This is a genomic window from Subdoligranulum sp. APC924/74 (assembly GCF_003324125.1).
GTDB classification, from domain to species: Bacteria; Bacillota; Clostridia; order Oscillospirales; family Ruminococcaceae; genus Gemmiger; species Gemmiger qucibialis.
On the sequence record NZ_PSQF01000002.1, the window covers coordinates 1 to 18,446 of the forward strand.

Annotated in this window: 24 protein-coding genes and 1 other RNA gene; 6 read left to right on the top strand and 19 right to left on the bottom strand. The window is 58.2% G+C overall.

Annotated features, from left to right (window positions below; genetic code table 11):
* Positions 1–134 precede the first annotated feature (134 nt).
* The 6 genes from C4885_RS01185 to C4885_RS01210 all read left to right on the top strand — a co-directional run bounded on the left by C4885_RS01185 (position 135) and on the right by C4885_RS01210 (position 2,515).
* A complete protein-coding gene (locus C4885_RS01185) occupies positions 135–458 on the top strand; it encodes a hypothetical protein (RefSeq protein WP_113998670.1) in 324 nt (107 codons plus the stop codon).
* A gap of 118 nt (positions 459–576) precedes the next feature.
* Complete coding sequence (locus C4885_RS01190; protein ID WP_113998671.1) at positions 577–792, top strand: hypothetical protein; 216 nt, start codon at positions 577–579, stop codon at positions 790–792.
* An RNA gene (locus tag C4885_RS01195) (hammerhead ribozyme type II) lies at positions 792–856 on the top strand. The genes C4885_RS01190 and C4885_RS01195 overlap by 1 nt, the downstream gene beginning before the upstream one ends.
* A gap of 19 nt (positions 857–875) precedes the next feature.
* Positions 876–1,112, top strand: a complete 237-nt coding sequence (locus tag C4885_RS01200) for a hypothetical protein (RefSeq protein ID WP_113998672.1) — start codon at positions 876–878, stop codon at positions 1,110–1,112.
* 2 nt (positions 1,113–1,114) lie between these two features.
* A complete protein-coding gene (locus C4885_RS01205; protein ID WP_158538762.1) occupies positions 1,115–1,582 on the top strand; it encodes a gamma-glutamylcyclotransferase family protein in 468 nt (155 codons plus the stop codon).
* A 24-nt stretch (positions 1,583–1,606) separates the two neighbouring features.
* Complete coding sequence (locus tag C4885_RS01210; protein WP_113998674.1) at positions 1,607–2,515, top strand: ADP-ribosylglycohydrolase family protein; 909 nt, start codon at positions 1,607–1,609, stop codon at positions 2,513–2,515.
* 231 nt (positions 2,516–2,746) lie between these two features.
* On the opposite strand, the gene C4885_RS01220 is transcribed toward C4885_RS01210, so the two are convergent.
* The 19 genes from C4885_RS01220 to C4885_RS01300 all read right to left on the bottom strand — a co-directional run bounded on the left by C4885_RS01220 (position 2,747) and on the right by C4885_RS01300 (position 18,326).
* The gene (locus C4885_RS01220) at positions 2,747–4,330 is read right to left on the bottom strand and encodes a phage minor capsid protein (RefSeq protein ID WP_113998676.1); all 1,584 of its coding nucleotides are present in this window, start codon (positions 4,328–4,330) and stop codon (positions 2,747–2,749) included.
* Positions 4,331–4,456: 126 nt separating this feature from the next.
* Positions 4,457–6,037, bottom strand: a complete 1,581-nt coding sequence (locus C4885_RS01225; RefSeq protein ID WP_158538763.1) for a phage portal protein — start codon at positions 6,035–6,037, stop codon at positions 4,457–4,459.
* Complete coding sequence (locus tag C4885_RS01230; protein ID WP_113998678.1) at positions 6,034–7,335, bottom strand: PBSX family phage terminase large subunit; 1,302 nt, start codon at positions 7,333–7,335, stop codon at positions 6,034–6,036. Before C4885_RS01230 ends, C4885_RS01225 begins: the two co-directional genes overlap by 4 nt.
* Positions 7,253–7,696 carry a hypothetical protein gene (locus tag C4885_RS01235; protein WP_113998679.1) on the bottom strand — a complete coding sequence of 148 codons (444 nt, stop codon included), beginning with the start codon at positions 7,694–7,696 and terminating at the stop codon, positions 7,253–7,255. The genes C4885_RS01230 and C4885_RS01235 overlap by 83 nt, the downstream gene beginning before the upstream one ends.
* 65 nt (positions 7,697–7,761) lie before the next feature.
* Positions 7,762–9,015: a DNA modification methylase gene (locus C4885_RS01240; protein ID WP_113998680.1), complete on the bottom strand. Its 1,254-nt coding sequence runs from the start codon at positions 9,013–9,015 to the stop codon at positions 7,762–7,764.
* Positions 9,016–9,223: 208 nt separating this feature from the next.
* Positions 9,224–9,382: a hypothetical protein gene (locus C4885_RS16350; protein WP_158538764.1), complete on the bottom strand. Its 159-nt coding sequence runs from the start codon at positions 9,380–9,382 to the stop codon at positions 9,224–9,226.
* The gene (locus C4885_RS01245) at positions 9,379–9,675 is read right to left on the bottom strand and encodes a hypothetical protein (protein ID WP_113998681.1); all 297 of its coding nucleotides are present in this window, start codon (positions 9,673–9,675) and stop codon (positions 9,379–9,381) included. The genes C4885_RS16350 and C4885_RS01245 overlap by 4 nt, the downstream gene beginning before the upstream one ends.
* Complete coding sequence (locus C4885_RS01250) at positions 9,675–10,376, bottom strand: hypothetical protein (protein ID WP_113998682.1); 702 nt, start codon at positions 10,374–10,376, stop codon at positions 9,675–9,677. The genes C4885_RS01245 and C4885_RS01250 overlap by 1 nt, the downstream gene beginning before the upstream one ends.
* A gap of 66 nt (positions 10,377–10,442) precedes the next feature.
* The gene (locus tag C4885_RS01255) at positions 10,443–10,940 is read right to left on the bottom strand and encodes a macro domain-containing protein (protein ID WP_113998683.1); all 498 of its coding nucleotides are present in this window, start codon (positions 10,938–10,940) and stop codon (positions 10,443–10,445) included.
* Between the two features lie 78 nt (positions 10,941–11,018).
* Positions 11,019–11,750, bottom strand: coding sequence for a DUF4417 domain-containing protein (locus tag C4885_RS01260; protein WP_113998684.1), 732 nt, complete (start codon positions 11,748–11,750; stop codon positions 11,019–11,021).
* A gap of 420 nt (positions 11,751–12,170) precedes the next feature.
* A complete protein-coding gene (locus tag C4885_RS16355) occupies positions 12,171–12,335 on the bottom strand; it encodes a hypothetical protein (protein WP_158538765.1) in 165 nt (54 codons plus the stop codon).
* Positions 12,332–13,744 (bottom strand): DEAD/DEAH box helicase, encoded by a 1,413-nt coding sequence (locus tag C4885_RS01270; RefSeq protein WP_242979444.1) that lies wholly within the window; start codon positions 13,742–13,744, stop codon positions 12,332–12,334. The genes C4885_RS16355 and C4885_RS01270 overlap by 4 nt, the downstream gene beginning before the upstream one ends.
* Entirely contained in the window at positions 13,737–14,063 is a 327-nt protein-coding gene (locus tag C4885_RS01275; protein WP_199488061.1) for a VRR-NUC domain-containing protein, read from the bottom strand. The genes C4885_RS01270 and C4885_RS01275 overlap by 8 nt, the downstream gene beginning before the upstream one ends.
* A 234-nt stretch (positions 14,064–14,297) precedes the next feature.
* Entirely contained in the window at positions 14,298–16,709 is a 2,412-nt protein-coding gene (locus C4885_RS01280) for a virulence-associated E family protein (RefSeq protein ID WP_113998687.1), read from the bottom strand.
* 12 nt (positions 16,710–16,721) lie between these two features.
* Entirely contained in the window at positions 16,722–17,015 is a 294-nt protein-coding gene (locus tag C4885_RS01285; RefSeq protein WP_113998688.1) for a hypothetical protein, read from the bottom strand.
* A complete protein-coding gene (locus tag C4885_RS01290) occupies positions 16,978–17,307 on the bottom strand; it encodes a hypothetical protein (RefSeq protein WP_113998689.1) in 330 nt (109 codons plus the stop codon). The genes C4885_RS01285 and C4885_RS01290 overlap by 38 nt, the downstream gene beginning before the upstream one ends.
* A complete protein-coding gene (locus tag C4885_RS16360; RefSeq protein WP_158538766.1) occupies positions 17,304–17,468 on the bottom strand; it encodes a hypothetical protein in 165 nt (54 codons plus the stop codon). Before C4885_RS16360 ends, C4885_RS01290 begins: the two co-directional genes overlap by 4 nt.
* Positions 17,465–17,725 carry a hypothetical protein gene (locus tag C4885_RS01295; protein WP_113998690.1) on the bottom strand — a complete coding sequence of 87 codons (261 nt, stop codon included), beginning with the start codon at positions 17,723–17,725 and terminating at the stop codon, positions 17,465–17,467. The genes C4885_RS16360 and C4885_RS01295 overlap by 4 nt, the downstream gene beginning before the upstream one ends.
* Position 17,726: 1 nt before the next feature.
* The gene (locus C4885_RS01300; protein ID WP_113998691.1) at positions 17,727–18,326 is read right to left on the bottom strand and encodes a hypothetical protein; all 600 of its coding nucleotides are present in this window, start codon (positions 18,324–18,326) and stop codon (positions 17,727–17,729) included.
* Positions 18,327–18,446: the final 120 nt, after the last annotated feature.

The window sequence follows — 18,446 nt, forward strand, 5'->3', positions numbered from 1 at the left end:
ATTTCTGGTGAACAGTCTCGAAGTAACGTCTGTTCTAAAAGATTCTCCGCATAACTTTTTTCTGCGCATAACAAGCCTTATGTTGAGCTCAACATAATGCCTTAAACCTGCATAGCTTCTTTGAGGGCAAGGGCGTGGAGTTCCGGCTGTTCCAGTTCGACAATTTCAACCCGGACGCGCCGGTGGGCAAAAAAGGCGGCCTGCATGCGGGGCAGCTTAAGGCATATGTTCAGCTTTGCCTGGCGATGAACTACCGCGCGCTGCATACCCGCGCAGCCAAGTACCAGCCTTTGCAGAGCGATAACCAGCGCTACACCATGCGCTGCTGGCTGCTGCGCCTGGGCTTCATCGGGGATGAATTTGCCACCGCCCGTGGGGTGTTCACAAACCGGCTTTCCGGCGATACGGCATGGCGCAATGGCCGCCCTAGCCAGGCTGCGGTGGCCGCGGTTGCGTAACCCCACAAAACTGAACAAAGGCAAGGGGCTAAGATTGTACACCTTAGCCCCTTGCACTATGGGCACACCAGAGTTAATATACACACGTTCCAAGGAAAATGAACGGAGGTAAATAGAGATGAACGCTCGTTATATGATGTATGTAGATGATGTTTTGCTCGGTGGTTTTGATGACTCCAGGGATTATAGAAAGGCAGCCCGCTATCTGCTTTCTACTCTCCAGAAACCGGTGTTCGTGGTGAACGTGCGTAAAGGGGTGCAGGTCAGATTTAATCTGGACGGAACCTACACCCAAATGTGGCAGGGAGGCGAAACCCTCCCGGCCATTGATTGAGCCGAAACGCCCACCTGGGCGTCCGTCGGGGCCAGCCGCCCGGCGCTGATGATGGCAGGCTGCAATGAAAGGATGGTTTTGAAATGTTAGTTGTTTTTCATGTTGACGAGGAAGGCGTCGTCTCTCGTGACCGGTGCTACCGCGCTATCTATTTCCAGGCGGATAAGCAGCTCCCAGGTGGTGGCCGCAAGGTCCGCCGTGACTTCTGGGCATCCTCGGTGCGCGAGGCCCAGACCCTAGCTCAGGAGTATGTGGATAAAAACCACTGCGCCATGAAGCTGCTGTCTGTCCATGAAAAGACCTCAAAAGGAGGATGCTGAAAATGAAATACTATCTTGCTTATGGTTCTAATCTGAACCTTATCCAGATGTTCCACCGCTGCCCGCACGCCCGCGTCATCGGGCACACGTCCCTGTCTGATATGCGGCTGGTGTTTCGCGGCTCGAAAACCGGCAGCTACCTGACGGTCGAGCCGGACGAAGCTGCCAGTGTTCCCTGCGGGGTGTTCGCCATCCAGGATGATGACGAGCTGGCGCTCGACCACTATGAAGGCTACCCGGTGTTTTACCAGAAGCAAACGCTGCACGTCCCGGAGGTCATGGCTGTCGGCACGAAGGAAGTCGTGCTGCGGGACATCGACGCCATGATCTACACAATGCCCACCGATCACCGTCTGGGGCTTCCCTCTACGTACTACTGGAAGGTCTGCAAGCAGGGCTACCGTGATTTTCACTTTGCCCTGCGCCATCTGGAAAAGGCCCTATTTGACAGCCGTGCGGGGATGGCGTAAGCTGTAACTAGGAGGTGTGTAACTATGGCAGTTTTTGACCGTATCAAGGGCGCACTGTACGGCGTGGCTGTTGGTGATGCACTCGGTGGGCCTCTGGAGTTCATGTCCCGCGAGGCTGTCCACAGGGCTTATCCTGACGGGCTGCGTGACATGGTTGGCGGTGGTTGGCTGAACTTGAAACCCGGCGAAACCACCGACGATACTGCAATGGCCCTTTGCGTGGCGGAAGGAATTGCTGCGGCAGAAACTGCCGCAAAGGATGGCAGCGCAAGCGATGATGAACTCACCCATCAGATTGGGGAGCGCTTCATCGGATGGCTGCGCAGCGATCCGCCGGATGTGGGTGCGACCTGCCGGAGCGCTATCCTCCGTGCAGACCGCAATTTGTCGAAGGGGTTAAAGCCCGCTCAGGCATGGCTGCGGGCGGCAGAATCCCTCGGCCCTAACCAGGAGGGCAACGGAGCCTTGATGCGCTGCGTATACCCCGGGCTGTGGTATCCGGACAGTGAATCCGCCGTCCATGCAGCGAGACTGCAAGCTCACCTGACCCATTCCGGACCGCAGAGCGCGGCTATCTGTGCGTGGTATGCTATGATCATCTGGATGTACACTTGTGGGGCCTTTGAACCGCTGCTATCCGATTGCCCGGTAGCTGCGGATCCCGTGTCCCGCGATTGGTCGCCCTCCGGCTATGTTGTGGATACGATGCGCGCGGTCATCCTGGCGATGCAGGAACCGACTTTTGAGCAAACTCTTGTCACTGCGGTAAATTTTGGTGGCGACGCTGATACCGTGGGGGCCATTGCTGGCGGTCTAGCAGGCGCAAAGTACGGCTTCAAAGCCATTCCTAAGCGATGGGTAGCTGCGCTTGACCCGGCACTGCATGCCGAACTGGACAAGCTGGCCAAGCTGGCCTATAGCAACCGAAAATAACAAACAAGGCCCGGAGCTTTATAGCTCCGGGCCTTTGTGCCGCGTGTAAATCAGTAGTCCCTAAATGGACACTGCTTGCAGATTTCCTGCCAGCCTTGTTTGTGTTTGAAGCGCTCCGGGATGGCCGCTTCATTGTTTCCCTGGTTTTCCATGCAATCGACAGGATCTATCCATGTGTCCACGAGGGGGCACTTAACGCGCACCGCGACACCGAATTCGTCGGGCTCATATTCAATATTCCCTAAATAAGCCATTTTGTTCAAGTGCCTCCATTAGTGCTTGTGTACTGGCATCGTATTCGGCTTTGCCATACGCTGTTCGTATTTCTTTCTTTAGCAGGTCTACGTAAGCTACACCGTTTTGGCTGTAGTAACGCTCGAAGCGCCCGTTCCATACCGTAACCGAGATCGCGGCCTGTTGAATGAACTCTTTAGCCTGTGCTTCGCTTATGTGGTGCTGCCTCTCCTGATTGACATGGGTGTCGTCAAATGAAAGCTCTGCCAAGTCCAGCTCTTTGGGTGTCAGATGAATCTGTGCTTTTTGTGGCAGATTTCCTGCGGTTCGCAAATTTTCTATCAGTATAGCATTATTTTGTTCGGCCTGCAAGCGCCTTGCTGCCCACACAGCGCTGCTGGCCTCGCTGCGTCCGAAGCCGGGCACGGTCTCCCGCAGCTGCTGCTTGTGTCGCCCGGTTTGCTGCAGGAAGTCCGCCAGCCTGCCCCTGGCGGCGGCCAGGCGGCCCGCTGCGGCGCTTTGCAGGTCAGCCTGATTAGTTTCCTTGGCGAGGACGTACTCGCGCTTCCAGCGCCGGATCTGGCGCTCCAGGGCGCGCTGGCGTCGGTCAGCTTGCTCCTCGGTCAGCAGCTGGCCGTTGTACGGGAACTTCGGGCGGTTGTATTCGTCCAGCGTCTCCTGGGTGTATGCAGGCTTGCTGACCCCCGGCCAGAACGGGTGCCAGTTGTGACGGCAGTTGGCCCCTGCAAAACCGCGCACGTCGCCGTAGCCGATGTCGTCCAGCGTCAGATAGCCGGGTTGGCCGGAAAGGCTGACCAGCTTACCCTGCCACCAGCTGTGGTTGGTGAAGTCAGCCTTGCCGTCGCCTGTTCGAGCACCGCCGTGGGCAGTCAGCTCCATGACGTCCACGTCCATGCTCTCTGCGTTATGCTGACTGATATCCATGGCGGTCTGGTTGATGCCCGTGCGCATGGCGCGAAGCACTACGGTCTCTAGCTTATCCGTGTGACCGCTGGGGTAGGTGATCGCATCAACCCCAGAAGCCGCAAGCTCCTTGATGCTCCGGCGGACGACCTGGTCATAGCTGAACGCGCCGCTGGCTACGCTCAGATGCCCCTGATCGAGAAGCCGGCCCAGCTGTTCCTGTACAGCAACCGGTAGGTTATGGTTTCCCATTAGGGCGCGTGTCTGGGTCAGGTTGTACAGCGTATTCATGGTGCGGCGGTATCCGCTCTGCGCCAGCTGCTGGGCCACGGCGCTTGTGCCGATGCCCTCCGGCTCTGGCTGCCATGCGGCGCGGTAGAAGCGGTTGTCCTGCTCCTCGGCTTCCAGCATGGCCTGGGCGAAAATGGCAGCTACCTGGGGTGCTGCGTCCGCCATGAGCTGCTCCATGCGCTCTGCCAGGTGTTTGCGGCTGGCACCGAGAGCCTGTGCTCGCTCGGCCTGCCACTGGGCCCCCTCGGTCATGTAGTTGGCATTGGCAATTCGGCGTGCTATGTCCAGGAGGATGCCCAGCTCCAGGTCGTCAAACGCTGCCGCGCACCGCTGGGCGTAATCCTCGACCTGCTCTGGCCTCAGCAAGGCTCCACACGGTGCTTGCCGCCCTCGATGGTAATCTTATACCCTAACCACCGTAAAGCGTCGCACGCGCCCTCATAGCGGCCCCAGGCGGTCATGCTGCGGGCAACCCCCGCATTCAGTCGGAGCTCATCGAGCTTTTCCGCTGCTCTTTTTGCCGGAGCTGGATTTTTGGTCGTTTTGGCTGCTGCCATTGGTAAGCACCCCCTGTAAAATGTCGGTCGCCATGGATTCCTGCTGAATGGCGGCAATGGCCTGCTGCGCAGTGGCTTCATCCTCGCCATAGAAATGCTGGCGGTATTCTACCTTGCTGCGCAGGCCGAGCTGGAGCTCTGACTGCCACTGCACCATTTCGGTCTGCCGATCGATGATGATGGAATCGTCCCACTTGAAAGAAATTTCAGGCGCACCTGCTCCGGCAGGCACGGTATCCAGCTGATCTGCCCAGAAGTCAAGGGCGGCAATCAACCCACGCAGTGCGTCCTCCAGCGCGGCCTGAATATCGCTGACGGTCGCGTACAGCTTTTGGCGGCTGCTGATGATTTCGGTTGCGGTCTTTTCGGTCTCGGCGACTTGGGAGAGAACGCCGAAGCTCAAGCCGCATTTACTCTCAACATGCCGCAGATACTGGTTCAGGCCACTCAGATAGTTGCCATCGCGCAGGCTGGGGGCGAAAATCTGGTAAAAGGTTCCGCCGTCTGCAATGCCCGTGTTGATGTTCATGCCGCGGAACAAACGCTGGGCATGTTCCGGAGCGCGTTCGTTGAGCGCCTGGGCGGGAACGCCAAAGCGGCGCAGGCTTTCTTCGTCGGAGATAGGGGCACCGTTTTCGCCGATGGGGACGAGGTAGTTTTCATCAACGTCTACACCAAGTTCGCCGCCCTCGTATTCCCAATCCAGGCGAGTGAACTGGACGTCGGCATCGATAATCTCCGGGATGCCTGGCGCAAAAATGGCCGCGCCCAGCTCATTGTTGGGATCCACTGTATTGACAATGGGTGTGACGAAATAACCGCAGGGCACTTTATCCAGCCCGGGCAGGTAGGCGATGGGTTCTACGTCTTTCCACTCTGGACGGGCATCCAGCCCGATGGCGGTGCCCAGCTCGTTGTGGGTGCTTCCCATAAAAGCCAGGTTGATAACCTGTACACAGGGGTATTCTGCCGCAGCCGCAACGTCGCGGGCTTCCAGGATGTCGCGCTCCTTGTCGTGGTAGTCCTCCGGGCCGAGCAGGACGTGCATCCACTCCAGGCGGTTGTACACGTTCTTGCTATCCTGAATGCGGTTGACGAATACCACTTCCGTCAGCTCGCCGTCGGTGTTGGTGCTGATCGGGTAGATGCTGTCGGCACTTACAAAGCTCACCCCGATGTCGTTTCCGGCCTGGTAGGGCTTCCAGGCGCCGCTGCCCAGGGCCAGGGCCACGGACAGGATTCTGCGCCTGCGGGGGCTCATGACCTTTTGCATTTTGCGGTTGATCCAGTCCGCGCGCTGGCTGCCCTGGACGTTGATTTCCAGCTCCAGCGTGGTAAGCCGGGCAAGCTCTGTACAGATTGCAGCAGGCAGGCCCAGGGCTTTGGTATCCGGGTTCCGGTCGCAGGCTTCTCCCTTGATGGCCACGCGGTACCAGTTCTCGATGGCGGCCTGCTGCTTGTCGGTCATGAGGGTCTGCACGCCGAGCTCTTGTTCAATCTGGTTAAAGTCAATCATGCGTTTCGCACTCCTCGTTTCTGCCATATCGGTTCCATGGCGTAGCGTACCATGTCGATGCTGTGGTTGTCCGCGTCGATGTAGGTGTTTTGGACTTCCTGGGTTTTCTTATCGATGGGATACTCGTACTCGCTGAATTCCCGCGCGGTATGCGGGCAGCGCACGGGGTCAATGACAATTTTGGCGCGGCTTTGCAGCCATTTCATGCCGTCCGTTACGCTGGTACCGCCATGGGCGCTGTACTTATGGCAGCCGCGCAGACCGCGAAAGCCCAGGTCCCGCAGGGTTGCAATGCTTTTGTTGCCTGCGCTGTCAGCAATGATTTCCTTGTTCTTCCACGGTTCCAGAACGCGGGCCAGGTCTTCATCCTTTTCGCGGGTGGCGCGGTGCTCGGCAAAAATGTACAGGGTCCGCTTGGGGCTGCTGTAGGCCATCTCGCCGAAGTGGTTCGGGTCCGGGTACCAGCCCCAGTCCAGGCCGCAGTAGGTCCGGTCAAACTGCGAGATTTCTTCGCGCGAAATTTCCCGGATTTCCAGGTTATCAAATACCTGTGTGCCGCACCCAACCACCTCGCCCAGGTATTCATGCGCGTAGGCGATGGGGTCCCGCTGTTTTAGGACCTCGGCTTCGTCAAAGAACTTCGGACCCAGCCAGTCTGCGGGGGTGGTCAGGTAGGTGGTATGATGCCGGAACTGCCGGGGCTTGGGCTCCCGCTTGTAGCGGTTGACCCAATGGCGGGCCATAGCAGGGGAGTTGAAGGTCTTGAAAGCAAAGGCGAAGGGGCCGCCGCGGAATACAGACTGTTCGACGTTTCGGATTTCTTCCTCTCCGTCGTACTGGTCGAATTCCTCAAAGTGGGCCACGCCAAAGTAGCCAAACGGTGCGGCCAGGGATTTCAGCTTGCCGGGGTCGTCCAGGCCGTAGAACTGGATGGTCTGCCCGGTGGGCAGGTACTCCAGGGTGTAGGGCTTCTTGGTCTGCTTCCAGAGGTGGCGGATGCCCATGCGGTCAATGACGCGGTTGTATTCCGGCCAGACGGAGGTCACGATGGTGTTGGCAACCTTACGCAGGACGATGCCGTGGATGTCCGGCACCCGCATAATGAGCAGGATGTGCTCGGTTGCGGCAAAGGTGGACTTGAGCGAACCACGCCCACCGTCGCCTAGGTACTCGGTGTAATTGCCACTCCATACCGCAGTGTGGGCAGCGTAGTACTCAGGAATGATCAGGCTGGTCAGCCGTACCTCCGGATTGCTGCTGATCGGCAGTGTCCGGCGGTTTCGTTGCTGGTATGTCATCGATGAATACCACCTTTCCGCTCATGCCCCGCAGCTCTGGGTGCTCACTCCAGCGATCAGGGCACTTATTTTTGAGATAAAAACAGATCGCGCCCAGGTCGCCCTTGGATGCTTTCTGAAAAAGCGCGTTCTCCACGATGGCGATGGAGGCTTCCCGACCATTGTTGAACGCAACCCCGATGGTAGCCGGGTACTTGGCAATCCAGCGCCGCAGGGTTCGTGGGGCGATGGGCACGCCGCGCAGACGTTCCATATTGGTGCAGATTTCTTCCTGCGATAACCCCTGCTGCGCCCAGCTCTGGAGGAGCAGAAGGCCCGTGGGGTCAGTCCAGTCCTCGGCCTTTGGGCGTTTTTTCGGCAATGCTCACACCTCCTCCGTAGCGGCGTTCTGTGGGGTCTTAGTGTTTCTGCGGGTAACTTGTCGCATCAGTTCAGTTTGACCGCCTCACGGCCCGTGAACTGCTGCCAGCGGTCGATGATGACGTCGGCGTACTGCGGGTCAAACTCCATCGTAAAGCAGCGGCGGTTCATCTGCTCGCAGGCGATCAGCGTGCTGCCACTGCCGCCGAACAAGTCCAGAACGATTTGTCCCGGCTTGGAGCTGTTCTTGATGAGGTGGCCGACCAGGGGCACCGGCTTCATGGTGGGGTGCTCTTTGTTGGCGGCGGGCTTGTCGTAGCGCAGCACGGTCGTCTGCTCCTTTTGCAGGTATTCCTGCACACGTGTGGCCCATGCCAGCAGATCCTCTTTCTTCATCTTCTTGAGGTCCTCCGGCTTGGCGTCATCAATGACAGTGGTGTTGGTGCGGTCGTTGATGAAGTAATGGCCTGCACCCGGCTTCCAGCCATACAGGCAGGGTTCGTGCTGGTACTGGTAGTCGGCGCGGCCCAGCACCAGGCTGTTCTTGACCCAGATCAGGCAGCCGTGCAGCTCCCAGCCTGCCTCCCGGAACATGGCACGGAAGGCTTCGCCCTCGGTGTCTGCGTGGAAGATGTACGCGGCTGCGCCGGTGCGGCAGGCATCGTAAGCGCAGCAATATGCCTGGAGCAGAAATTGCCGGAACTGGCTTTCGTCCATACTGTCGTTCTGGATTTTCTTGCCGTTGCTGCCCTCGTAGTCCACGTTGTAGGGCGGGTCGGTGACCAGCAGATCCGCCTGTTCGCTGCCCATGAGCGCGTTGACGTACCGAGGGTCGGTGCTGTCGCCGACCATCAGGCGGTGGTTGCCCAGCTGCCAGATGTCGCCAACGCGGCAGGTGGGCTCCTCCGGCAGCTCCATGTCGTAGTCGTCATCCTCGGCGTCACCGTCCACCTGCTGTACAGCAACGTTCAGGCCAAAATCGGCGAAGTCATAGTCCAGGCCCTGGATTTCTGCGTTCAGCAGGGGAATGTCCCAGACCGCTACCTCACCGGTGGAATTGTCGGCCACGCGGTATGCCTTGACCTGGTCAGGGGTAAGGTTGGCCGCCACCACGACCGGAACCTCTTTCAGCTTGAGCATCTTGGCGGCCTTGTAGCGGGTGTGCCCGACGATGATCACGCCGTCCTTGTCCACTACGATAGGCTGCTGAAAGCCAAATTCTTTGATGCTGTTGGCTACCGGCTTGACTGCCGCGGTGTTGTTGCGCGGGTTGTTCTTGTAGGGGTGTACGTCACCAATTTTCCAGGTTTGAACTTCCATGTTTTGTCCTCCGCTTATAGGTTCTCCCTCTATCGTACCATGGTTTCAAGCATCAAATGTGACGGGATTTTTGGGCATAAAAAAGCGGCCCCGTGGGAAAGGGAGGCCGAAAACCACGGGGCCATAAAACGGAGGTGCAGGGCGCAAAAATGAAAAATCACCCGGCGGTATAATCATACCATCCGGGTGAGTGGAGAATGTGACAGGTTTATTTGGTTTTCTTCTTAGCCTTTGCGGCGGGCTTCTTTTTCTTGGTTTTGGAGCCGAACAAATCCGGGTACAGCTTGGCAAGATCTGCTTTGCTGGGGCCCTCGCCCTTCATCCGCACGTTAGCTTCGAACTCTGCACGGGTAGGTTTGTGGTTCATTCTTCATCCTCCTGCTTGTTGAAAAGCTGCGCACAGGCCTCCTCATAGGGGAGGTTGCGACGACGTACACGCTCGCTGAATTCGGGAATGTCAGAGAGCGTCATCCCCGGTTGGCTCATTTTCTGGTTGCAAATGTCGATAATCTGCATGTCTGTCAGCGAGCGGAAGTAACGCTCCTGCCCCTCTTGGGTTTTGGCGATTTCGTCTTCTGTCATCCCTTGTGCGCTCAGCGCTTTCAGGCGAGAAAGCAAATCATTATCGCTGATTTCGCAAAGAGGTCTATACAAATCCATTACTTTTTCCTCCGTAGGTTTTCTTCAACGTCAAGGTAGACAACCGTGGCACCGTGGTTGTTCTTGGTCCAGGTGGCTTTTTTAATGCTGAATCCTCGACGATTGATCGAGGAGGGCAGTAAAACCTCATGCTCACTAGAAATCTTTGACAGATGTCTGAAAGGCACACCAGAAATGTTTTTGCCCGGAGCCTCGCGGAGAATGACGGAGATGAAATCGCCGTAGTTTGCAGTTAAACCTGAAAATTCACGGGCTACCTCTGGGTTGCTGGACATACTGGTGACGCCCTTTTCGGTCCAGGTGCCATTTGATATTAGGTTCTTTAGGGCTTTTTCGCCGTTGCCCCATTTAACTCCACGGTAAATTGCGCCCTTGTAGATAGGGGCGTTCTTTCCGCTCAGCACCCGGTCAATGAGCTCGATTTCTCTCGCTACTTTTGGGCTGTTGTCGGGGTTGTTGTTATGAATTGCGTGGAAGCCCAGCTCTGAGTAATGCTCCAGCGCTTTAACCGCTGCTGTCTGTTCTGCATCGGTCAGTCCGGGGCAGGCCATTCTTACCCAGGCGCGTTTTTGTTTACCTGTCAGCTCGTGGTCGGCAATGTGGGTGGTTGTTTCCGGGTGGTTCCGCAGTGCGGCTTCCTCCGCTTGCGTTGCGGTAGCCGCCCGCATGCCCTGCTGTGCTCCCAGTGACCCTCTGCCCATGATCGACCCTCCCAGTTAGTTACTGGGTTCATCGTATCATGGTTTTTAGGGGCAAATGTGACAGGTTTATCCGAGCTCTTTGGTGAATGCCTGGTACTCGCGCTCGCCGTAGCAGTAGACGCGGATATCAGTCAGGTTTTTGGTTGGAAAACTGCGCAGGGTATCCGCTGCAATCTTCACTGCTTCATTCAGCGGGTAGCCGTAGATGCCAGTACTGATGGAGCAGAATCCGATGCTGCGCAGGCCCAGTTCTTCTGCCCGTTTCAGGCAGCTGCGATAGGCGCTGCGTAGGAGTTCTGCGTCTTTCGTTGTGCCTGAATAAATCGGGCCGACCGTGTGAATGACGTACTTGGCTTTGAGCCGGAACCCTGGGGTGACGACGGCCTGCCCGGTGGGGCACCCGCCGATGCGGTCGCAGGCGCGCTGCATGTCATCCCAGCCTGCCTCGGTGAAAATGGCACCGCATACCCCGTTGCCGCCAACCAGCTGCGCGTTGGCGGCGTTCACGATGGCGTCGGTGTCGGCGTAGACTACGCTACCGCGCAGGACGCTGATTTTTGCCATGTGCTTCACTTCGCTTTCTTTGGGAACCGCTGCGGGTTCACCAGACTGGCTTCACTATACCACGTTCTGGCGGACAAGTCAATCTTGCGCACAGTTACGTCTGTTTTTATCCGCCTGCGCCAGCTTCCCGGCGTACTGCTTGGTCAGGAACCTCGCACCCATCATCGTGTGCGGGAAGTTCTTGTACTGGATGCCTGCGTCCTTGCACACCTGCTCGATGTCTGGTGTGAGCTTGCCATACACCAGCAGGCCGGTGGGCTGCTTCTGGTGGAAAAGCTCGCGTACACCATCCATGAAGTAGCCGTACAGCTCCCGGCCCTTGACGCAGCCTACCGTGCTGATTGCCACGGTGCTGTGCTCCGGCAGTCCCTCAAAGGTCCAGGCAAAGCTTGCTTTGTCTGCCCAGCTGGCACTGGGGATCACGTTCAGCCCGCGTGCCTGCCACCAGGCCCCCAGCAGCTGGTTGCGGTAGTGGTTCCATTTCTGGAGTGGCTCCGGGAAATCCAGGTACATGGAGAAGTCCGGCTCGACCACGAAGGCGAATTGCTCCAGCAGTTCCAGGTACACCTCCGGCTTTGTCCAGATCCGTTCAAACTGGTAATCGTCACTGTAAAAGTGCAGGCCCTGGGCTTCCCGGAAGTCGCAGCTGAGTGCGTCCTTAAACCGCACCATGGTATCCACGCCCTCCGGCCATGGGGCCGCCTGCATCTTGGCAAATCCGCCCGGTGTGAGCTCGACCTCCGGCAGCAGGTGCCAGTTCACCAGCGTGGCGGTCCTGAACCGCCCGTTGTCCTTGCCTCCGTTTGCCATGAGTGCTCTCCTCCGTAAATCTCAAAGCACCCGGCAGGTTACGCACCGTTGGTAGGCTCGCCGGGTTTCGTTATCAAAACGCCCGGCGGTTGCGCATCGTTGAGAGGCTGCCGGGAGAGTGGCCCGCCATGGTACGCTTGGGGGAGTGGGGAGTGCTCTGCCAGAGACGTGGTCGGACCTATGGTTCTATTGTATCATGATTTTCGCGGGCAAATGTGACAGAGTTCAGCCCTCTGTGGGCAATCTGGCAGACCGTGTTCGGCGTGTTGTCTCCGCCGATGATGAGGGCTACCTGCACCCAGCTGCGCTTGCCAGGCCCCAGAAAAGCGCAGCGGAGGACCCGCTGGGTGAGCGGATCCTCTATGCTATCAATGATTTGGCGGCGACGCGCTCGGCTTAACCGCCGGAACTGGCGTATTGTCATGCGTCCTCTCCTCCATGCGTATGATCCATGTAGATTTTCGGTTCGTCGTCCTCTTCCAGGTGGGCAGCAGCTTTCCCGGCGCAGACCCCGGCGGTGTAGGCGGCAGACAGCAGCGCAGCCAGAATGGCGCTGCCGATGATCGAGAGCAGGATATCCATCAATCACCACCACCTTTCTCTGCGGGTGCGTTGCTCGGGCGACGCGCCTCCTCTGCCAGAGCCTTGATGCCCTGAATCAACCCCTGCTGGCAGGCGCTCTTGCGCTCCAGCGCTCTGGCTACCAATTCATCCGCACCGTTCTTGACCAGCAGCCGATGGATGATGACGGGGTGCTGCTGCCCCTGTCTGTACAGCCGCGCGTTGCCCTGCTCGTACAGTTCCAGGTTCCACGGCAGGCTGTACCAGATCAGGTGGTGCCCACCTGCCTGGAGGTTCAGCCCGTAGGCGCAGCTGGCAGGCTGGGCCAGCAGGATGTCCAGTTCGCCGCGGTTCCAGGCATCAGCTTCCTCACGGCCTGCCAGCACGGCAAATCTGAGGCTCCTCTCGCGCGTTTTCAGCTCTGACTGTAAAAGTTCCCGGTCAAAGTCAAAACCGTAAAAAACGAGGGCTTTCTGCCCGTCCAGCGCGTCGATGAGCTCCATGAAGGCATCCAGCTTGCAGTGGTTCAGCTGGTGGACCTGCTTTTCCGCGTCATACATTGCGCCGTTGCACAACTGGAGCAGCTTGCCGGTCAGGGTGGCCGCCTGCATCGCGGTGATGGTTTCGCTGTTCACTTCCAGCAGCTTGGCGGTCTGCATCTCCTGGTAGGTCTGCCAGTCCTTGTCGGGGAAGACCACCGGGATATCCTCAATGATTTTGTCCGGCAGGTGCAGGTGGTCAGCTGCCTGGATGCTGATTGCAATGTCCGCCAGCTTTGCCTGGATGACCTCCTCGGCACCTTTGCGGGGCCGCCAGCTGTACACCTGCATCCCGTTGCGCTTGTCCGGCTGAAAGTAATTGTCCCGGTACTGGGTGAAGCGCTGGCCTAGCCGCTGTCCCTGGTCCAGCAAGTACACCTGCGCCCACAAGTCCATGTAGTCTTTCGGCGCGGGGGTGCCAGTGAGCTCCACCACCCGGTGGATGAATGGCCGAACCTTGCGCAGGGCTTTGAACCGCTGCGTGCTGTGGTGCTTGAAGCTCGACGCTTCATCCAGGACTACCATGTCAAAGGGCCATCGCCTGCCGTAGCGCGTCGCCAGCCAGACGACGCTGTCCCGGTTGGTTATGTAGATGTCGGCTCTTTTTAACAAGGCCCGCTCGCGCTGCTGTGCTGTCCCCAGTACTGTGCTTGTCCGCAGCCATTGCAGGTGCTCCCATTTCTTGATTTCGTCCTGCCAGGTTGCTTCTGCCACTTTCTTGGGGGCAACAATCAGCACTTTGCTGACCTCGCCCAGTTGCAGCAGCGTGGCTATGGCGGTTAGGGTGACCACCGTCTTGCCCAGGCCCATTTCCAGCCAAAGCGCCACGCCGGGGCGCTCAATGACCGCGTTGATGCAGTCCTGCTGGTAAGGGTGGGGGATAAAGTTATTCACGCCGGCTGACCTCCTTTCCGGTGCGCAGCCTTGACAAATTGCCAAGGTACCGGGCCAGAGCTTTGGCATCCTCCGTGGTGTTGATTTCGCACCAGTGGAAATCCATTCGGTCCAGCTCTTTGCCCCAGAACTCTTGCAGGCTGCCATCCTTGATGTGCTTGCCGGGGGCCTTGAGCTCCGCAAAGGCAATCACCCCACCGGGCAGCAGGCAAATTCGGTCAGGCACCCCTGCTGTGCCTGGTGAAACGAATTTCAGGCACCATCCGCCTTGCTTCTTGATGGCATCCCGGAGCGCTCGCTCTATGACGTTTTCTCGCATGTGTTTTTCTTTCTCCCTCGGTATTTTGTCAACCGTGGCAACCAGTTTCCCTATTAGACCCTATACGTGTGTATACGCGGGTATAATCCTTCTTTAATTTATTATTTATATTTTATAGTAATATTTAGTTGACATAGTTGACATAGTAATATAAGAACGATAAATCGTAAAATTTGCGTCAACCGAGTGCGTCAACCGCGTCAACCATGTCAACCAACTTTTGACCCCTCCGCGTCAACCGACGGAATATGGATTTTTGTGCCATGCTTTCTGCCTGCCATAGGGGGCAAAGCGCTGTACTGTGTTGGTTTTCTCCCATTCTGGCAGGGCCTCCAGGCTGGCCGTGATGCGTCTTTGCTCCCGTGTGGTGATTCGTTCGATCCGACCGTTTAAGCATTCCTCCCAGATTTCTGCCACGCAGGTATAATCTCTCGGTGCCGTGTTGATCGAAGCCTTGTCCACGAGAGTACCTGCATACCACTGCTCACGCCTCTCGGCATTCCATCCGGTGCGCCAATCGACGGGCACCTTGGCTTCCAGAAAAGCCTGAATTTTGGCCTGCCAGGGGTCGGCTTCCATGTGTTCCTGTTGCACTTCCTGCGCCTGTTCGACCTGTTCGCCTTTAAAGTACAGCGGCTCGCCCTGCCGGTAAAGCTCGACTGCCTCCGCCCAGATCTGGTCCACGGCGGTCTGCGGCAGCCAGTGATCCTCGCCCAGAACCTTGATGTCGTACTCTGGGGTGTGCTTGTAGGTATCAATGGGCCAGAATCGGCGATTGCCCGTCGGGTCACGTAAAAATTCGATCTTGTTGCTGGTGCCAAAGAAAATGCACCGGCGTGGGTAATTGACTGTATTCCGGCCATAACTGGGGCGGTAGACGTCTTCGCGCTGGCTGATGAACTGCTTGGCGGCTTCGTTCTCGCTTTTGTCCAGCGCTGTCAGCTCGCCCAATTCGACCAGCCAAACCCCGCGGATGCTCTCTCTGGCGTCCTTGGTTCCGAAGCAAGTTAGACTGTCAGAGAACCATTTTTGCCCCAAATGGGCCACTAAAGTGCTTTTACCGATCCCTTGAGGGCCCGAAAAGATAACTACTTGGTCGTATTTTGCCCCTGGATGGAACGCTCTGGTCACGGCTGCGGCCAGGCATTTGCGGGCCACGGCGCGGGTGTAGGGGGTGTCCTCTGCGCCCAGGTAGTCAATGAACAAGGTTTCCACGCGGGGGATTCCATCCCAGCGCAGGTTGTTGAGGTAATCAACCACCGGGTCCCGAGCTGCCGCTGACGCTTCCAGCGCGATGGCGTCCGCAATCTTGGCCGTGCCGGTGAGATGGTGCACACTCTCAAAGTACCACCGCAGCCCGGCATCGTCGTTGTCCGTCCACCAGCGTTCCTCGGCGTTCTTGTCCCAGGGCAGGGGACCGGTGCATTTGCGTCTCTGGGCAAACAAATCATCCCAGACCTTGCCTGCCAGCAACGGGTCATTGTGGATCAGCAATCGCATGTTCTGGCTGGTGCAGAGCAGCTGGCCTTTGGCGTTTACCTCCAGCCTGCTGTGCCAATCCTCCGCCTCGTCATCTTCCACCGGCGTGAATCCCTCCATGGCATGTTGGAGATTTTCCTCGGATAGCGTGCCGTAGACGACCGGATCGTGCATGGCCAGTTCAGCCATAGCAGCGTAGCTGGGCAGCCGGGTCACGGGGGTATCCGGCTGCGCGTCGAGGTCTTGCTCGCCAAACAAATGGATACGGACCAGGTCCCAGGCATTAACCAGCTTGCCACCCGCGGGATCTGTGCTGTGGTGGCTGTACAGGAATTTGCCGTCATCGTACAGAATCGCGCCGCCGGTGGTGCTGCCTTTGGTGTAGGTGTACCGCCCGGAGGAGGCTTCGGCGTAGGTGTCCGGCAGAAACTTGTCCATCGCCGCAGGCACGTCGTAAACCCGGCAGAAAGCCCCCACCAGGCCTTGTTTCTGGGTGGGGTCGGCCTGCTTGCCGCCTGGCCGCTTTGGCGTGCGCTCAGAGGGGCACAGGGGCCAAGTGGCGGCATCGTGCCAGTCCGCGTAGGTAGCGAGCAGGGCATCCGCAGGCAACGCCTTGCCCTGGCTGGCGCCGAGAAAGACCGTTTCACTGTCACTGCTGGCGCTTGGCCAGTACATAAGGCGCTCAGCTTCAAAGGTTGTCGGGTCCAGTGTGCTCATCAGCGGGTCGATGGTCTGCGCCGCTGCTCTGGCAATGGGCTGGTATTCATCGGCGCTGACCGGGCGGTCGATGGGAATGATGACCCGGATGCGCGGGTGCTGCGGGCTGTGCTTGCGGGTGCTGTAGATCAGGTAGTCGCAGCCGAGCCCCGCCACGGTCTGGCACAGCTCCTCTGTGGTGCCACTGGGGGCGTTATCGATATCCAGGGTTACCATGCTGCGCGTCTGGCAGCAGCCGCGCTTGCGGCGGCCCTCTGCCAAGGCAGCGGCCACAAAGCCGCCGTTGTCCTTGAGCAGGTCCTGCTTGGAGCGGGGCATGGCCATGTACTCTGCATGGGTCTCGGTGCCCACGGTGCGGTGCCTGCGGGCCTCCTCGATGAACCGTGGCCAGGTCCAGTCCACCTGCTTCCATACTTTATCTGTTCGGCTTGTGCCGATGCTCAATCGCATGCTGTGTTCCTCCTATAACGGCTCTGTGGTCTCCGGTACGTCTACCCCTGCGTCGTCCAGCAATGTCTTGGCCCAGAGGTCCGCCAGCTGCTCCGTGCGGTAGGCTGCGAATTTCTCGGTAACTACTGGGATGGCGTCCTTGATCCGGCGCATGGTGCGCGGGGCTAGTCCGGTCTGCCAGCAGGCCAGCAAAACAATGTACAGGCACCGCGTGGCAATGTCCTGCCGTTCGCGTTCAACGGCTTTTTGGCCGATGGCCTCCAGTTCATCACGGGTTTTCCGGTTTACCGGGATATGTGCTTTCATCGTTGTTTTCCTCCCTTGCCAGCAGGCGCTGTTTCCAGCGACGAGTTTTTGCCCGGACCGTCTCTTCAATAGCAAAGGCTTGGCTTCCTTTGAGCTGGAGCTGTTCCACGGCAACCTGAACGTCTGCTATTTCTTCAAGAAGAGCGTTCCAGCATTCCTGCTCGGTCTTTGGGGTAGGGTTAACCCCGCGCAGCTTGCGGGCCAGTTTAAGGGCCGCCTGGGCCAGCTCGGCGGATTCCTCCGCCAGCTGTTCCAACACCGCGGCGGTGCCGATGGTTTCGACTATGTTCATGCGTCGTCCTCCTCGCCGGGCTTGGGTTCCGGCACATTGCGATATGCGTCGCTGGTGAAGTACAAATTGATCAAAGTCCAGATGTCACTTTCATGGAAGCCGCGCTTGCGTAACTCGTTGTAAAGGGCTGTAGCGATTCGTGCGAAGTCTTGCCAGGTCATTTGCCGTCCTCCTCGTAGGCCTCATACAGGAACGGGAAATCTTCAAAATGGGGCCAGGGTTTATCGGTATTATCCGGGTCAGTTGCAGCGTTCCAGCGCTCAATGGCCTGTGCCTTGGTGGTGCCCAGGTGTCCGGCCCGCCCGCAGCGGGTGCAGGCGACCAGGTATCCCTTGGTATGTACAGGGTGTACCCAGTTCAGCAAAGGGCCGGCTGTTTGGCCGCAGATGCAAGGATGGATTTCAGGAAGTTTCGTCATTTTACAGTTCCTCCCACTCGTAGCGGCCTTTGCCGGAGTTGCGCCACTGGCCCAGTCCGCGCTTGGTGCCGTAGTTCAGGCATTCGCGCACCATAGCTTCCAGGCCGGGATCCAGGCACTCAATCTCAAACTCTGCGGTGCTGCCTGCGGGCACGCTCTCACTCTTGGCGATGCTGACACGCTCGCCCTGCGGGGTGCTGGCCCGGAGCGGGCGCTCGCAGTAGCCCATCTTGAGGCCGTGAAGGTCGTAGGGAATCTCGCGGGGGTACACAAAAATCAGGCCGTCGATGGCTTTTTTGTAGGCTTTCAGGCCCGCGCAGGCCTTGCCGCCGGGGTACCCAGCCTTGCCAGCTGCCGCCAGCGCCTTGCAGGAATCCTTGAGCATTCCCTTGATCTGGTAGTCATAAATGAACGGTGTGCCATCCGCCTGCTTGGGAAATACTGTGATGCGGTCCTCGGCGTTCTGGGCCTTGATGTTGTCGATTTCCTCCGAGGTAAGGTCCGCCGTGGGGGCTTTGCTGGCGATGTAAGTGCCCATCAGGTCTTCGTTGCTGGGGCTGCTGCCCAGGGCTTCTTCCAACAATTTAATACGTACTTTCATTTTTATTTGTCTCCTTTTTTTTGTAAAATCGGTTGCTGTGCATTGCCCTTGCGGTTCGTAGCCGGGATTTTCAGTGCATTTCTAATAATGCTCTTGGCGGAGCAACGATTGGCTCAGCCA

Excerpts from the sequence above, each read along its gene's own strand:
- C4885_RS01190 (WP_113998671.1), top strand. The coding sequence starts at position 577 with ATGAACGCTCGTTATATGATGTATGTAGATGATGTTTTGCTCGGTGGT.
- C4885_RS01200 (WP_113998672.1), top strand. The coding sequence starts at position 876 with ATGTTAGTTGTTTTTCATGTTGACGAGGAAGGCGTCGTCTCTCGTGAC.
- C4885_RS01205 (WP_158538762.1), top strand. The coding sequence starts at position 1,115 with ATGAAATACTATCTTGCTTATGGTTCTAATCTGAACCTTATCCAGATG.
- C4885_RS01210 (WP_113998674.1), top strand. The coding sequence starts at position 1,607 with ATGGCAGTTTTTGACCGTATCAAGGGCGCACTGTACGGCGTGGCTGTT.
- C4885_RS01225 (WP_158538763.1), bottom strand. The coding sequence starts at position 6,037 with ATGATTGACTTTAACCAGATTGAACAAGAGCTCGGCGTGCAGACCCTC.
- C4885_RS01230 (WP_113998678.1), bottom strand. The coding sequence starts at position 7,335 with ATGACATACCAGCAACGAAACCGCCGGACACTGCCGATCAGCAGCAAT.
- C4885_RS01240 (WP_113998680.1), bottom strand. The coding sequence starts at position 9,015 with ATGGAAGTTCAAACCTGGAAAATTGGTGACGTACACCCCTACAAGAAC.
- C4885_RS16350 (WP_158538764.1), bottom strand. The coding sequence starts at position 9,382 with ATGAACCACAAACCTACCCGTGCAGAGTTCGAAGCTAACGTGCGGATG.
- C4885_RS01245 (WP_113998681.1), bottom strand. The coding sequence starts at position 9,675 with ATGGATTTGTATAGACCTCTTTGCGAAATCAGCGATAATGATTTGCTT.
- C4885_RS01250 (WP_113998682.1), bottom strand. The coding sequence starts at position 10,376 with ATGGGCAGAGGGTCACTGGGAGCACAGCAGGGCATGCGGGCGGCTACC.
- C4885_RS01255 (WP_113998683.1), bottom strand. The coding sequence starts at position 10,940 with ATGGCAAAAATCAGCGTCCTGCGCGGTAGCGTAGTCTACGCCGACACC.
- C4885_RS01260 (WP_113998684.1), bottom strand. The coding sequence starts at position 11,750 with ATGGCAAACGGAGGCAAGGACAACGGGCGGTTCAGGACCGCCACGCTG.
- C4885_RS01275 (WP_199488061.1), bottom strand. The coding sequence starts at position 14,063 with ATGCGAGAAAACGTCATAGAGCGAGCGCTCCGGGATGCCATCAAGAAG.
- C4885_RS01280 (WP_113998687.1), bottom strand. The coding sequence starts at position 16,709 with ATGCGATTGAGCATCGGCACAAGCCGAACAGATAAAGTATGGAAGCAG.
- C4885_RS01285 (WP_113998688.1), bottom strand. The coding sequence starts at position 17,015 with ATGAAAGCACATATCCCGGTAAACCGGAAAACCCGTGATGAACTGGAG.
- C4885_RS01290 (WP_113998689.1), bottom strand. The coding sequence starts at position 17,307 with ATGAACATAGTCGAAACCATCGGCACCGCCGCGGTGTTGGAACAGCTG.
- C4885_RS16360 (WP_158538766.1), bottom strand. The coding sequence starts at position 17,468 with ATGACCTGGCAAGACTTCGCACGAATCGCTACAGCCCTTTACAACGAG.
- C4885_RS01295 (WP_113998690.1), bottom strand. The coding sequence starts at position 17,725 with ATGACGAAACTTCCTGAAATCCATCCTTGCATCTGCGGCCAAACAGCC.
- C4885_RS01300 (WP_113998691.1), bottom strand. The coding sequence starts at position 18,326 with ATGAAAGTACGTATTAAATTGTTGGAAGAAGCCCTGGGCAGCAGCCCC.